Origin of the sequence: Enterococcus sp. DIV0724b (assembly GCF_050531475.1) — a bacterium.
In the GTDB taxonomy this organism is placed as follows: domain Bacteria; phylum Bacillota; class Bacilli; order Lactobacillales; family Enterococcaceae; genus Enterococcus_L; species Enterococcus_L haemoperoxidus.
Genome location: NZ_CP172890.1, coordinates 3,306,250 through 3,319,222, shown reverse-complemented (window position 1 = coordinate 3,319,222; position 12,973 = coordinate 3,306,250). Strand labels below are relative to the sequence as shown.

General features: G+C 36.7%; 12 protein-coding genes. 9 read left to right on the top strand and 3 right to left on the bottom strand.

What is annotated here, in order from left to right:
• Positions 1 to 165 precede the first annotated feature (165 nt).
• The 3 genes from IGJ02_RS15395 to ruvB all read left to right on the top strand — a co-directional run bounded on the left by IGJ02_RS15395 (position 166) and on the right by ruvB (position 3,651).
• Positions 166 to 1,839, top strand: coding sequence for a peptide ABC transporter substrate-binding protein (locus IGJ02_RS15395; protein ID WP_010762293.1), 1,674 nt, complete (start codon positions 166 to 168; stop codon positions 1,837 to 1,839).
• A gap of 177 nt (positions 1,840 to 2,016) precedes the next feature.
• Entirely contained in the window at positions 2,017 to 2,628 is a 612-nt protein-coding gene (gene ruvA / locus IGJ02_RS15390) for a Holliday junction branch migration protein RuvA (RefSeq protein WP_430602625.1), read from the top strand.
• Positions 2,629 to 2,640: 12 nt separating this feature from the next.
• On the top strand, positions 2,641 to 3,651 hold the full coding sequence (gene ruvB, locus IGJ02_RS15385) for a Holliday junction branch migration DNA helicase RuvB (protein ID WP_010762295.1): 1,011 nt from the start codon (positions 2,641 to 2,643) through the stop codon (positions 3,649 to 3,651).
• 114 nt (positions 3,652 to 3,765) lie between these two features.
• Here the strand turns inward: ruvB and IGJ02_RS15380 are convergent, their stop codons facing one another.
• Positions 3,766 to 4,638 (bottom strand): helix-turn-helix domain-containing protein, encoded by an 873-nt coding sequence (locus IGJ02_RS15380; protein WP_430602624.1) that lies wholly within the window; start codon positions 4,636 to 4,638, stop codon positions 3,766 to 3,768.
• 223 nt (positions 4,639 to 4,861) lie between these two features.
• Between IGJ02_RS15380 and IGJ02_RS15375 the strand changes: the two genes are divergently transcribed.
• The 5 genes from IGJ02_RS15375 (at position 4,862) to IGJ02_RS15355 (ending at position 9,968) form a co-directional block, all read left to right on the top strand.
• Positions 4,862 to 5,539 carry a CPBP family intramembrane glutamic endopeptidase gene (locus IGJ02_RS15375; protein ID WP_430602623.1) on the top strand — a complete coding sequence of 226 codons (678 nt, stop codon included), beginning with the start codon at positions 4,862 to 4,864 and terminating at the stop codon, positions 5,537 to 5,539.
• 219 nt (positions 5,540 to 5,758) lie between these two features.
• Entirely contained in the window at positions 5,759 to 6,817 is a 1,059-nt protein-coding gene (locus IGJ02_RS15370; RefSeq protein ID WP_430602622.1) for a hypothetical protein, read from the top strand.
• 319 nt (positions 6,818 to 7,136) lie between these two features.
• The gene (locus tag IGJ02_RS15365) at positions 7,137 to 7,712 is read left to right on the top strand and encodes a TetR/AcrR family transcriptional regulator (protein ID WP_430602621.1); all 576 of its coding nucleotides are present in this window, start codon (positions 7,137 to 7,139) and stop codon (positions 7,710 to 7,712) included.
• Between the two features lie 108 nt (positions 7,713 to 7,820).
• Positions 7,821 to 9,515, top strand: coding sequence for an oleate hydratase (locus IGJ02_RS15360; protein ID WP_430602620.1), 1,695 nt, complete (start codon positions 7,821 to 7,823; stop codon positions 9,513 to 9,515).
• Positions 9,516 to 9,746: 231 nt separating this feature from the next.
• Positions 9,747 to 9,968, top strand: a complete 222-nt coding sequence (locus tag IGJ02_RS15355) for a hypothetical protein (protein ID WP_010763557.1) — start codon at positions 9,747 to 9,749, stop codon at positions 9,966 to 9,968.
• 60 nt (positions 9,969 to 10,028) lie between these two features.
• Here IGJ02_RS15355 and IGJ02_RS15350 read toward each other — a convergent pair whose 3' ends face one another.
• On the bottom strand, positions 10,029 to 10,766 hold the full coding sequence (locus tag IGJ02_RS15350) for a class A sortase (protein WP_010762324.1): 738 nt from the start codon (positions 10,764 to 10,766) through the stop codon (positions 10,029 to 10,031).
• Positions 10,767 to 11,037: 271 nt separating this feature from the next.
• On the opposite strand from IGJ02_RS15350, the gene IGJ02_RS15345 reads away from it, so the two are divergent.
• Positions 11,038 to 11,820 carry a hypothetical protein gene (locus tag IGJ02_RS15345; RefSeq protein ID WP_010762325.1) on the top strand — a complete coding sequence of 261 codons (783 nt, stop codon included), beginning with the start codon at positions 11,038 to 11,040 and terminating at the stop codon, positions 11,818 to 11,820.
• A gap of 59 nt (positions 11,821 to 11,879) precedes the next feature.
• On the opposite strand, the gene IGJ02_RS15340 is transcribed toward IGJ02_RS15345, so the two are convergent.
• Positions 11,880 to 12,647 (bottom strand): MurR/RpiR family transcriptional regulator, encoded by a 768-nt coding sequence (locus IGJ02_RS15340; RefSeq protein WP_430602619.1) that lies wholly within the window; start codon positions 12,645 to 12,647, stop codon positions 11,880 to 11,882.
• Between the last annotated feature and the right edge of the window lie 326 nt (positions 12,648 to 12,973).

Sequence of the window (12,973 nt, the reverse complement as noted above, 5' to 3'; positions counted from 1 at the left end):
AAATCTGTTTAGATAGGTTTTTTTGTAGTTTGGTAAAATAAAAATGCGACTGTTATTTTATTTGCATATAAAAATGATTGCTATTTACTCCAATTTCTAGTATTATAAGAATATTCAGAAAATTAAAATTCAGAAAGAAAATAATTGTTTATTGAGGAGAAGAAAATGAAAAGAAAAAACATGACGAAATTAATCAGTGTAATGATGCTATCTACACTAGCATTAGCAGCCTGCGGTGGCGGTGGTAAGACTGATTCTACAGATAGTAGTAAAGACAACAAAAAAGCCAGTGGGGAACAGCTTTTTAAATTAGTCGTTCAACAAGAAATGCCAAGTGCAGATTTATCGGTTGCAACAAATACAATCAGCTTTTCAGCATTGAACAATGTTTATGAAGGGCTATATCGTTTAGATGATAAGAGTAAGCCACAGCCAGCTGGTGCAGTAGAGTTGGCAAAGAAAAGCGATGATGGGTTGACGTACACGTTTAAACTTAGAGAAGAGGCTAAATGGTCAAATGGTGATCCTGTAGTCGCTTCAGATTATGTTTACGGATGGCAGCGCACAGCAGATCCTAAAACAGCGGCGGAATACGCTTATATGTTTGAATTAGTCAAAAATGGCGCAGATGTTTCTGCTGGAAAAAAAGGCTTGGATGAATTAGGAATCAAAGCAATCAACGATCATGAATTAGAAGTAACCTTAGAACAAGAAACACCATACTTTGATTACTTGCTGGCCTTCCCATCATTTTTCCCGCAAAATAAAAAAATAGTCGAAGAAAAAGGCAAAGATTATGCAACTACGAGTGATGCGTCAGTTTATAATGGACCCTTTACCTTGACTGATTTTGACGGTCCTGGAACAGATACTGAATGGTCTTATACAAAAAATGATCAATATTGGGATAAAGAGGCAGTTCAATTAGATAAAATCGCAGTAACCGTCGTCAAAGAAGCACCTACGTCATTAAATCTTTTCCAAGATGGTCAAGCGGATGATGTGATCTTGAGTGGAGAATTAGCAAAACAAATGGCTGATGATCCAGAACTTGTGATCGAAAAAGACGCACGAACTTCATATCTTGAATTTAACCAAAGAGATGAAAAATCACCTTACCACAATGCGAATCTACGTAAAGCAATCTCTTATTCGATCGATCGTGATGCGTTAGTTGACCGAATCTTAGGAGACGGTTCGATTGCTTCGACTGGTCTTGTGCCAGCAGGCATGTCATTTTCACCAGAAGGCAATAAGGATTTTGCTGACGAAAATAAAAACGTATTGACACATGATACTAAAAAAGCGAAAGAATACTGGGAAAAAGCGAAAAAGGAATTAGGAATCGATTCATTCAAGTTTGATATCGTGGGTGACGATACTGATTCTACTAAAAAAGTACTGGAATATATACAAGGAGCAGTGAAAGAAACGCTTGATGGCGTAGATGTGACCGTTACAAATGTACCGTTTACGGTTCGTTTAGACCGTGGTAAAAATGGTGACTTTGAAGTGATTATGGGCGGTTGGGGTGCTGATTATGCAGACCCAAGCAGCTTCACTGACCTATTCCTAACTGGCGGATCATACAACAGAGGTCGTTACTCAAACGAAAAATACGACCAACTAGTCAAAGATTCTGGTAGTAAAAATGCTTCAAATCCAGAAAAACGTTGGACAGATATGGTAGATGCTGAAAAATTATTGATGGATGATATGGGTGTTGCCCCAGTTTATCAAAAAGCAGAAGCCCACATGCGCAGCAAAAAAGTCCAAGGTGTAGTTGCTCACGGAGCAGGCGCGCGATATGACTACAAATGGACATACATTTCTGAATAAAAAAATAAACCGATACGAATTTAGTCTTAATTCGTATCGGCTTTCTTTTTTTCAAGCTACTGATTTTTTTGAATCTGTGCTAAAATAGAAACGTATGTGCGTGTAAAGCGTAAGAAACGTTAGTGCAAAAGTAGTTACTTCTGTTCTAACCTCAACGGTATTAAGAAAGGTGAAATTATGTACGAGTATATTATTGGTAAAGTGACATTTATCAGTCCATATTATATTGTAGTAGAAACAAATGGCATTGGTTATCAGATTTCTGTAGGCAATCCTTATCGTTATTCTGGTAAAACAGATCAGCAAGTGAAAATCTATGTGCATCAAGTTGTTCGCGAGGATGCTCATTTATTGTACGGCTTTGGTGATTTAGATGAAAAACAACTCTTTTTAAAACTAATCAGTGTTTCTGGAATCGGACCTAAAAGCGGTTTGGCAATCATGGCATCAGAAGATCATGGTGGTTTGATCAATGCAATCGAAAGTGAAGATGCTGCTTATTTAACCAAATTCCCTGGCGTAGGTAAAAAAACTGCACAACAGATGGTACTTGACCTGAAAGGAAAATTAGGCGAACTGGAAACTTCAGAAGCAGCTGTTGAAGCAATGGCTAAAACACCAACGAACCAATCCGCTAATCAATCGCTAACAGAAGCTTTAGAAGCGTTGAGTGCGCTAGGATACAGTGATAAGGAAATCAAACGCATCACACCAAAACTAGAAGAACTAGGCAAACAGCAGACTGACGAATATTTACGTAATGCATTGAAATTTATGATGAAACGCTAAGGAGGAATGGCTATGACAGAAGATGAAAGACTACTTTCCGCTGAAACAAGTGAGGGGGAAGAGTCCCTTGAAAAGTCACTACGTCCCCAATTTCTCGCACAATATATCGGTCAAGATAAAGTAAAACAAGAGCTTACAATCTACATCGAAGCTGCCCGCAATCGGGAAGAAGCCTTAGATCATACTCTTTTATACGGTCCACCTGGTCTTGGTAAGACAACGATGGCCATGGTGATCGCCAATGAAATGCATGTTAATATCCGGACGACTAGCGGACCTGCAATCGAACGTGCGGGCGATTTAGTCGCAATTTTAAATGAACTAGAGCCAGGTGACGTTTTATTTATCGACGAAATCCACCGACTACCTCGCTTAGTGGAAGAGATGTTATATTCTGCAATGGAAGACTTTTATGTAGATATCATGGTAGGCCAAGGAACAACGGCACATCCAGTTCATTTTCCTTTACCGCCGTTCACTTTGATCGGTGCAACAACGAGAGCCGGGATGCTATCTGCACCACTTCGAGATCGTTTCGGGATCATTTCTCATATGGAATATTATGAAACACAAGATTTAAAAGAAATTGTTCTGAGATCTGCTGATATTTTTCAAACAGAGATCGTAGAAGAAGGGGCTTTTGAAATTGCACGCCGTTCTCGTGGCACACCGCGGATTGCCAACCGTTTATTAAAGCGCGTCCGTGACTTTGCCCAAGTTCAATCAAATGGGACAATAGATCGAGGAATTGCAGATCAGGCGTTAACATTGTTACAAGTTGATCATCAAGGATTAGATTATGTCGATCAAAAACTATTAAAGACAATGATTGAATTATATGGCGGCGGCCCAGTTGGTTTAAGTACGTTAGCTGTTAATATCAGTGAAGAAACTGAAACTGTAGAAGACATGTATGAACCGTATTTAATCCAAAAAGGCTTCATCAAACGGACACCTAGAGGACGGATCGCAACGGCTTTAGCGTATGAACATTTTGGCTATGAATCGTATTATCAAGAATAATTAATGGAATTACTCAAACTACAGATAACAAGTAGTTTGAGTAATTTTCTTTCTAGGGATAAAGTTTGCTAAACAGCAAAAACTGAAGTAGTTTTTAAAAGGTTAACTGTTTTCCTAATCTTTGATTGTTACAAAAAAAGCTTCAAACTCGGCGGCAATATCTGTTTGATCGATTATTTTCAACGTATTTAATGCCCAAAGAACTTTTTTCTCACCTGCTTTATAGTCTCCTTGACAGATAGCTAATAATCCACTGTAGTAGATAAAAACGACTCGAAAAAAACTGCTTGTGTATTCCCTACTCAGGTGTTCCAACCAATCTAATGCTTGTGAAATTTCATCCCACTCTTGTTTGCGGAATAAAGTTGGCAAGATATTTGCCAGTAAAGAGGCATAAACTGGAATTGCTCTGTCATATGCTTGATAGTTCGGTAAGGATTTTAGCAATTGCTTAAAAAAGAAAATTTGTTGTTCTTGGTTAAACATATCAGCATTGTTACTAAACAAGACAATTTCCTGCAACGTCCAACTCTGAACATTCATCAAGTAGTGACTAATGATCTGGATATCTTCTGCATTCCCGTGCCAATTTTCAAAATTTTTGTAGGTTTCAAAATAGTTGAAGGACTGAATTCTTAAACGTAGTTCTGCCTGACGAACAAGGGTCAACGTTGTAGGAGCAGCCTGGAGTAATGATTGGTACATGTTTTCTAGTGTTTTACTATCGTGGCGGTTGGCGGCATGGGAAAATTTGTTGATATAATCATTTTCTTCCGCTAAATGATACTCATTATGAATATAAAAAAATTCATCGATATCTACCATTAAACGATCCAAAATCTGCATAAATAAAAAAAGGGAGATATCGTGCTTTCCTTGTTCAAATTCAATAGCATATGATTTTGTAATGATGTCGGTATACACTTCTTTTTGACTGTATCCTTTATTTAAACGGATTTTTCTGATAGTGAGCCCATAATTTTTCATTTAGTCACTCCCTTCTAGAACTAGTTTAGCTTGTTTTTTCAACTGTATCAAAAGGTTACACTTATTTAGGTCTTATATATCAGACTAAAACGACTATAGGAAGAAAAAACAGTTATTATCTAAACAGCAGAGATGAATTGTTTGTTTTGAACCAGGCGAATCATTTGTTTACTGCAAAGATAGAAATTATACTAAAAGAAATAAACCTAAGGGTGTGGAAAAAATGCAAGAATTATTTGATAGAAAAGTAAAACTAGTTCCAGCAATTGTTTCGTTATTATTATTAGGCGGTGCGTTTTACTCATTGTTGCATACAACATTTATATTGAATTTTTGTATTATTCTCGTTGCGGGATTAATTGGAATGTACTTGATGTATGGTGTTGATGGAATCAAAAAGCTTTATTCTCCGCTTAAAAAAGGCTCAGTAAAAATTATATTGATTGCGTATGTGTTAAGTTGGGTAACAGCTCTTTTAGCAAAGTTTTTAGCTGGGGTGATTGGACAACCAACTGCTGATAATCCAATCGTAAGTCAGTTCAGTCATGGAGTAGTACCAGCCCTTACATTATTAGGGAAAACATTGTTTATGCTTGCTGGTGAGGAAATCATTACCACGATTCCGCTGATTTTATTGATTCATTTAGCACTGAATTATAAAGTTGAACGTAAAACAGCAATTATTGGCTCTGTTATCTTAACAAGTCTCATGTTTGGTTCGTTACATTTATCAACGTATGATTGGAATTGGTTCCAATGTTTGGTCGTGATTGGCTTGACTCGCATTCCATTTACGTGGGCGACATTAAAAACAAATTCAATATGGGCTGGTACAATCATTCATATTGCCTTTGATTGGCTGATTTTTATAGGCGTGATGCTCTCTACTTTAGCACACTAAAAGAAAAATCCTATTATATTTAAAATACAGTGTTATAGCTATACCATTATGAGGTTTGCTATAACATTTTTTTGTTGTGTATGCAAAACATATCCTTTTTTTTATAAGAAGTGAGTATTTGATTAGAAAAAAAATCGTATCATTTGCACAAAATATTTTAAGCTCTTATAGTTGATAGTGTACCAATTAGTGAAAATAATAGACGAAAGGATGGAAATTATGGAAAAGAATACGAGAAAAAAAGGATTTGTATCATACCTAACAACGCAGGATGAAGCAGGGGTAAATATCTCTTGGGGGGCAATTATAGCAGGATTAGTTTCCTTCTTTGCGATTTTCTTTACCTTAAGTTTGATTGGTTCAGCAATTGGTTTTGGGATGGTTAAACCAACATCGGATAATCCGTTAGATGGTGTTGGAATGGGACTTATTATTTGGACAGTGGTGACATTTGTTCTTTCATTATTTTGTAGTGGATTTATTGCAGGGGTAGCAGCGCGCAGAGTAGGCTTAGTTCATGGTTTTTTAACATGGGCAACAAGTGTCTTGGTATTATTGGCTATCCTATCTTATACAGCAATCGGAGCATTTTCAGCGATCGGTTCTCTATTTGGGAATATCGCTTCAGCAACCGGTAGCACTGTGGAAACTGTAGCATCAGGCACATCTGATGCGATCAGCAAAGGGTTTGATAAAGTGACTGACAATGTTCAATCAGTGGATACAACAGAATTACAGGGACAAGTCAAAAAAGTTTTATCTGACACTGATGTGAAGGAATTACAACCTGACTATTTGAAAGATCAAATGAAAGAAGCAACTGACGAAATCACAGATGCTGGAAAAGAAATCATTAAAAATCCAGACAACTCAGATAAAATCTTCAAAGACACTGCAGATTCTTTAGAAGCCAAAGCGAAAAAAATCGGTGACTCAATCGACCGTCCTGCAATCGCGAATGCAGTAGCAAAAAATACAGATTTATCACAAGAAGAAGCGCAACAAGCAACAGATAACATTTACAATGAATTACAAAAAGCATCGAAAGAAACACAAACACAAATCGAAAATGCCAAAACAAGTCTGGAAGATGCTAAAGAAGACTTAGATAAAAATATTAAAGAAGCAAGACAAACAGCAGAAGACGCTTCAAATACTGTCTCTAAAGCTTCTATCTGGGGATTTATAGCGATGGTTCTTGGTATGATCATTACATCTCTAGCAGGTTTATGGGGTGCTAACTTAGTGAAAGATCCTGTGACTGAAAGTAAGCTATAAGAGAAAATAGAGATAGATTCGTTTAAAAGAGGATGAGAAAAAAGTGTTTATTTCCGAAGGAGTTGCTTTTTCTCACCATTTATTCGGATTTAGAGCGCTGTACAAAACTGATTTTTAGTTTTGTACAGCGCTCTTTTACATTGTGTTTATACTCTAGTTATGAAAATAATCTAAAAATTTATTAAAAGAGTAACTGTAAGTTATTTTCTCCCAGCAATGTCTACAACCATTAATAATCCATAAAAATCCCTCAAAACCTTATATTTCCTCTCATTTTTTTGGTATGATGTATCTATCTAAAAAAAGCGAGGAAAAAATTATGAGCGAATCACAAATAACCAAAAAAGCTATCTCATCTGCATTGATTGAACTATGCGACAAAAAGCTATTCAGTAAAATCAGTGTTCAAGATATCACGAAAGAAGTTGGCTTAAACCGTCAGACCTTTTATTATCATTTCACTGACAAACAAGATCTCTTGCGTTGGATCTATACCCACGATGCATTGATTTATCTAGATTCACCTGATGTCAGTATTGACAATTGGGAAGAACAAGCCCTAAAAATGTTAAAAGCGATCCAATCTAAAAGTGATTTCTACTATAATACTGTTAGTTCCGATTCAGATATCTTAAGGAAATGTTTTTCAGCAATCACGAATAAGCTCTTCATCAATTTATTCGATCAAATGGACAAAGAAAATCAGTTGCTCCCAGAAGACAAAGTTTTTTACGCCCGTTTCTTTTCATACAGCTGTAGTGGAGTCTTGATCGATTGGATTTTAGGTGGTTATAAAGAGTCACCGCTAGAAATCGCTACGCAGTTATTCCGTTTAGCGAAAGACACTGAGTTTTTCTCCTATCGTCTCTATGCGCAAGAAAATGAACTGTTGTGACAAATTGTCCAAAGTGTCTAAAAAGAAGACGGAATGGAAAGGCTATCACAAGACATTTACATGGAATCATTGTACGCTAGGTTCATAAATTGAATCGGGGGGATTTTCATGAAAAAAAGACATATTGGATTAGCAGCAGCAGGTGCATTAAGTGCGGCTTTCCTTGCAAAAAAAGTATCCGCTGAAAAGAAAGTAGAAAAAATTGCTGAAATAGAAGAAGAAATCAATAGTCGATATTACGGAGACAAGCAGGTCTACCTGATCGGCGGTGGAATTGCCACTATGGCTGCAGCAGCTTACTTGATTCGAGATGCGAATTTTAGTGGAAAGAATATTCATGTAATCGAAGGAATGAAAATTCTTGGCGGAAGTAACGACGGGATCGGTACAAATGAAAAAGGCTTCGTTGCTCGTGGCGGCCGGATGTTAAATGAAGAAACGTACGAAAACTTCTGGGAATTATTTAGCAGCATTCCATCATTAGAATGGCCTGATCACAGTGTGACGGATGAAATTTTAAATTTTGACCATTTACATCCAACACATGCGCAAGCACGTTTAGTGACAAAAGATCAAGAAATCCTTGATGCTCATACAATGGGCTTTGATAATGAAGACCGCTTAGCAATGACAAAATTATTAGCTGCTTCAGAAGAAAGTTTAGATGGTGTAACAATTGAAGAATGGTTTGGACCACATTTCTTTGAAACAAATTTCTGGTATATGTGGCAAACAACATTCGCTTTCCAAAAATGGAGCAGTGCTTTTGAATTACGTCGTTATATGAATCGAATGATTTTAGAATTTTCTCGAATCGACACATTAGAAGGCGTTACTCGTACACCGCTAAATCAATACGATAGTGTGATTTTACCTTTGAAATCATTTTTAGAAAAACATGGGGTCGATTTTACCTTGAATGAAGATGTAGTCGATTTAGAATTCAAACCAGGTTCTGAAATCACGGTTACTGCGTTGAAACTTGGAAATGGAGAAACAATCGAGCTAAATGAAGAAGATGTTGTAATCATGACTAACGGAACGATGACAGATAGTTCTACAGAAGGTGATTGGAGCACTCCAGCACCGGCAGTTACCGAAGAATCTCGCTCTGCCCGCCTGTGGCGTAATATTGCGAAGAAAAAAGCAGGATTAGGAAATCCAGAACCATTCTTTGGCAATGAAGCTGAGACCAATTGGGAAAGCTTTACTGTAACATGTCGTGGTGACAAACTATTAAAACGAATCGAAGAATTTTCCGGCAACATTCCTGGATCAGGTGCTTTGATGACGTTGAAAGATTCAAGTTGGTTAATGAGTACCGTTGTGGCGGCGCAACCTCATTTTAAAAACCAAGATCCTGATACGACAATTTTCTGGGGATACGGCATTTACACAGATAAAGTCGGCGATTATGTGAAAAAACCAATGCGTGATTGTACTGGGGAAGAAATTTTGTACGAATGGATTTGCCAAATGGGCTGGCAAGCAGATTGGGATGAAATCGTTAAAGATGTGGTGAATGTGATTCCTGCCTACATGCCATACATTGATGCACAATTCCAACCACGTAAAATGACGGATCGTCCCCAAGTTGTTCCAGAAAATAGCACAAACTTTGCAATGGTCAGCCAATTTGTGGAGATTCCAAAAGATATGGTCTTTACAGAAGAATATTCAGTACGTGCAGCGAGAATTGCTGTTTATACGTTATTTGAAATCGATAAGGAAATCATTCCAGTTACGCCATATAATCGTGATCCGAAAGTGCTAGCAAAAGCTGCACAAACGATGTTTAGATAATACTATAATAGTTCATTTAAGTGTAAGGTTAGGTTTTACGCGTAGCGTGATGTCTTAGCCTTACTTTTTTTCAGGATAAAGTTAGTCAATAGGATATAGGAAGAATTGCCTAGAAAAATCTCGGACTTTAGATGGATGTATCTCTCAAGAAAAAACTTTACAATAAAGAAGTAGAGAAATGACAAAGAAAAAAACACTAGATAAAGTTAAAAGAGATTGGGGAAATGGATCATGAAGCGTTTATTTAAATCAGTTGTGTTTGAGATGAGTCTGTATTATGGAGTGCTAGCAGTTGTGTTGCCGTTGATTTATGCAGTGACGTATCACGTTTCTTATCTATCTGTTTTTAGCGCTGAATGGTTTGCTGTGACAGTGTTCATGTATCCAGTTGTACTTGTCTTGTCAGCAATTCGTTATGGTTATGGACGTATGAGAAAGACTAGTCACTTCTAAATGAAATTGAAATAGGCTAGGACAGAAGTGCTCACTTCCATCCTAGCTTATTTTGAAATTCTATAAGGTTAATTGTTCCATATTAAACGCATCGGTCATAGCTGGTGTTGCTTCTTTCATTGGTGTAACAGATTCTAATTCACCTTGAACGGCGATTCGTGTTGTAGCGTACATGTCACCACATGTGATCAACGTGATCATTTTCTTGCCTGGAACGTCATCAATCAGTTCTACTCTGGAAGGATCGATTTTTTCAACATAAGTGATTTTATATGTATAAACATTATTTAAATCAGTCGTATAAATCAATTCTCCTGGTTTTGAATATTCCAACGGTGAGAATAATGAAATCATATCCTGTACACGGTGGCTAGCAAGAGCATAATTGCCTTTGCCCATTTCTTGATCGGGTTTCATTGTTCCTGCACCAGTTAGTAAAACAACATTGTCCAACCCTCTAAAAATCGGTAAGTTGATTTTTACATCGGGGAGTGCGACAGCACCAACAACAGGTAGGTTTTTATTTGCAAGTTGAGCTTTTAAGACAGCTTCTGTGCTCAAAGATTCAACTGCTTCAAAATCAAAAGAAGTATCCGTTTGATTATTTTTAGCCACGATCTCAGGTGTTAACTTTTCTACAGCATAAGCTTTACCATTTTGCTGAATTAGCATATTTCTGATTTGTGTATTAAAAACTAGCGCTAAACCAACGATTAGTAATAAGAATAGGAAGATATTAATCAGCCAATTTCTTTTTCTAGATTTTTTCTTTTTAGGACGTTCTTTTCTTGAGGCCATAAGCTTCCTCCTTTTTTTTATTTAAGTGTATCATAAATAAAACTGAAACCCTAGTTTAAAATCTTTATTTTTTTATAAATATGATTATTTAAAAGGAACCTTAAAAATACGACAACTGCGCAGTATTTTTAGGGGGATATCCACTATCTGCTATAGAAAGTGGGCACTTTTTAACTCTTTGTAACTGAATCTTAAAATAAAAGACACAAGCTTTTCTCACTGAAATATTGTAGAATATAATAGAAGACAAAAGACGGGGGTGATGGAACAAATGTTGGACTTGATTTATGTACATATTGATATGACAAGTAATGCAGTATTATCAAAAGGGATCACACATACAGATTTTACACGTTCCATTGTTCATCACCCTAAGAACCTGCTTTTACTGAATCCTTCTGCCGAAGAAGGCGAATACGATATGCACAGTGGCTTGAAAATTATTCGCGGACAGGAAAACGTAGATCAATATTTTTCTACAGTTGATCGTCGGAAAATGAATGAAGAAATCAAATGGATCGATTTTTCCGACGTTACGATGCTTAAAGAATTGACGCCTTTGGAAATTTCGGAGTTGCTTTATTTTGGGCACATGAAAACGAGCTTGCATTCACCATTCTTTTATAAATTACAAAATGATTTTGTCTTTTTTGAATTTGTTGATCATATGACGAGAGTCTATTATCGTTATATTGACGAGTTTTATAGGATTTTAGCGGATAAGATCACTCGAGTCATTCTAGAGAAAGTCAATGATCGAAAAACGTTCTTCAAACGAGGCATTTCAGTTGAAAAATTAGATGGAGAATTGTTGAAAGAAATGAAGCCGGTTTTACAAGAAGGTGTTGTTTTCTGCTTTGACCAGATGGATATCAAGGGAAAAGAATACCACATCCCGATTCATGTTGTGGAAGATTCTTTATGGAAAACGAAAAATTTTGCTTACCGTAATGAACCAGTCATTGCAATATTAATTTATAATACAGCCAAAAGAACATGGCGCCTGATGCAAGAAGATGAGTTTGGATTTACTGAGTTGCCGAGGCAGGCCTAGTATACTAGAAAAAACGAGCAGATGAAAGTGAAAAACTTTCTTCTGCTCGTTTTTTTAGGTTAAATATTTTTCTGCAATCTTAAGCGTTTAGCAATTTTTTCAATAAGAAAAAGTGCTGGCAACTGCGAGGTAAGTTCGATTGTTTTATCGTGGTTGTCACTCGTTTTATAAATAGTTTCCCGATTGATCGTATATGGAATATTCAAATCAGACATGCGGCTGATTGTGGAACTGTCACTATTTGTGATCGAAATGATCGAGCATTTTTTTGTATTCAGACGTTTTATATAGTGAATGATCTCTTGAGTTTCACCCGTTACGGAAAGGGCGATCACACAGGTATGTGCCAGAATATCATCTGGAAACCATTCGATTGGATAATTAGAAGGATCCTCGATCCGCAGTGCAGTTTGAGATAAATTAGTGAAATACAGTGAGCCGTAAGCGGCAATAGGCTCAGAAGAACCAGACCCAAGAAAAAGAACCAATCCTTTATCGGCTAAAAGAGTAACGGCTTGTTCAATTTTGCTATCTAGAAAAGGCTCATTAACACGTTCTAAAAAATGAATGTGCTGTGTTTCATCTACGTCGGCGATTTTGGCTTGGTTGATAGATTCATAATATAACTGAAGTTTCACCTTAAATTCAGAAAAACCATTGCATTCAAATTTGTGACAAAAGCGTAAAATGCTAGCGGTACTCGTGTGTGTTTCATCTGCTAAATCTCTGATTCGCATATAAGTGACGATGTTTAAATGATTGGCGATATAGTGATAAATCTCATATTCTAAAGGGTTTAGATCAGGAACATAGTCTAAAAAAAGCATAGCGTCCTCCTTATGGTTACAAACTGTGACAAAATTGTGAGAAATGACAAAAGACGTCACTTATCACAAAGGAATGAAAGCGCATAACAAAACATTATAATCAATGCTATACTCCAATTATAGAGTGTGAAAGCGCAATCTGCAAGGTGGTTGAAACAGAAACTTATTTCTTAGAACTAAACACTTTTATCCCAGCCAACTTGTATTTTGTATCATGGAATCACGTTGTTCTTCGTGATTTACAATAATGAGATCGAAACGCAGTGTAGTGTTGTTCGTTTCGGATCTTGCTGTTTATCTGAATTTAGACTAATAATTGGAGGAAT

Excerpts from the sequence above, each read along its gene's own strand:
- IGJ02_RS15395 (WP_010762293.1), top strand. The coding sequence starts at position 166 with ATGAAAAGAAAAAACATGACGAAATTAATCAGTGTAATGATGCTATCT.
- ruvA (WP_430602625.1), top strand. The coding sequence starts at position 2,017 with ATGTACGAGTATATTATTGGTAAAGTGACATTTATCAGTCCATATTAT.
- ruvB (WP_010762295.1), top strand. The coding sequence starts at position 2,641 with ATGACAGAAGATGAAAGACTACTTTCCGCTGAAACAAGTGAGGGGGAA.
- IGJ02_RS15380 (WP_430602624.1), bottom strand. The coding sequence starts at position 4,638 with ATGAAAAATTATGGGCTCACTATCAGAAAAATCCGTTTAAATAAAGGA.
- IGJ02_RS15375 (WP_430602623.1), top strand. The coding sequence starts at position 4,862 with ATGCAAGAATTATTTGATAGAAAAGTAAAACTAGTTCCAGCAATTGTT.
- IGJ02_RS15370 (WP_430602622.1), top strand. The coding sequence starts at position 5,759 with ATGGAAAAGAATACGAGAAAAAAAGGATTTGTATCATACCTAACAACG.
- IGJ02_RS15365 (WP_430602621.1), top strand. The coding sequence starts at position 7,137 with ATGAGCGAATCACAAATAACCAAAAAAGCTATCTCATCTGCATTGATT.
- IGJ02_RS15360 (WP_430602620.1), top strand. The coding sequence starts at position 7,821 with ATGAAAAAAAGACATATTGGATTAGCAGCAGCAGGTGCATTAAGTGCG.
- IGJ02_RS15355 (WP_010763557.1), top strand. The coding sequence starts at position 9,747 with ATGAAGCGTTTATTTAAATCAGTTGTGTTTGAGATGAGTCTGTATTAT.
- IGJ02_RS15350 (WP_010762324.1), bottom strand. The coding sequence starts at position 10,766 with ATGGCCTCAAGAAAAGAACGTCCTAAAAAGAAAAAATCTAGAAAAAGA.
- IGJ02_RS15345 (WP_010762325.1), top strand. The coding sequence starts at position 11,038 with ATGTTGGACTTGATTTATGTACATATTGATATGACAAGTAATGCAGTA.
- IGJ02_RS15340 (WP_430602619.1), bottom strand. The coding sequence starts at position 12,647 with ATGCTTTTTTTAGACTATGTTCCTGATCTAAACCCTTTAGAATATGAG.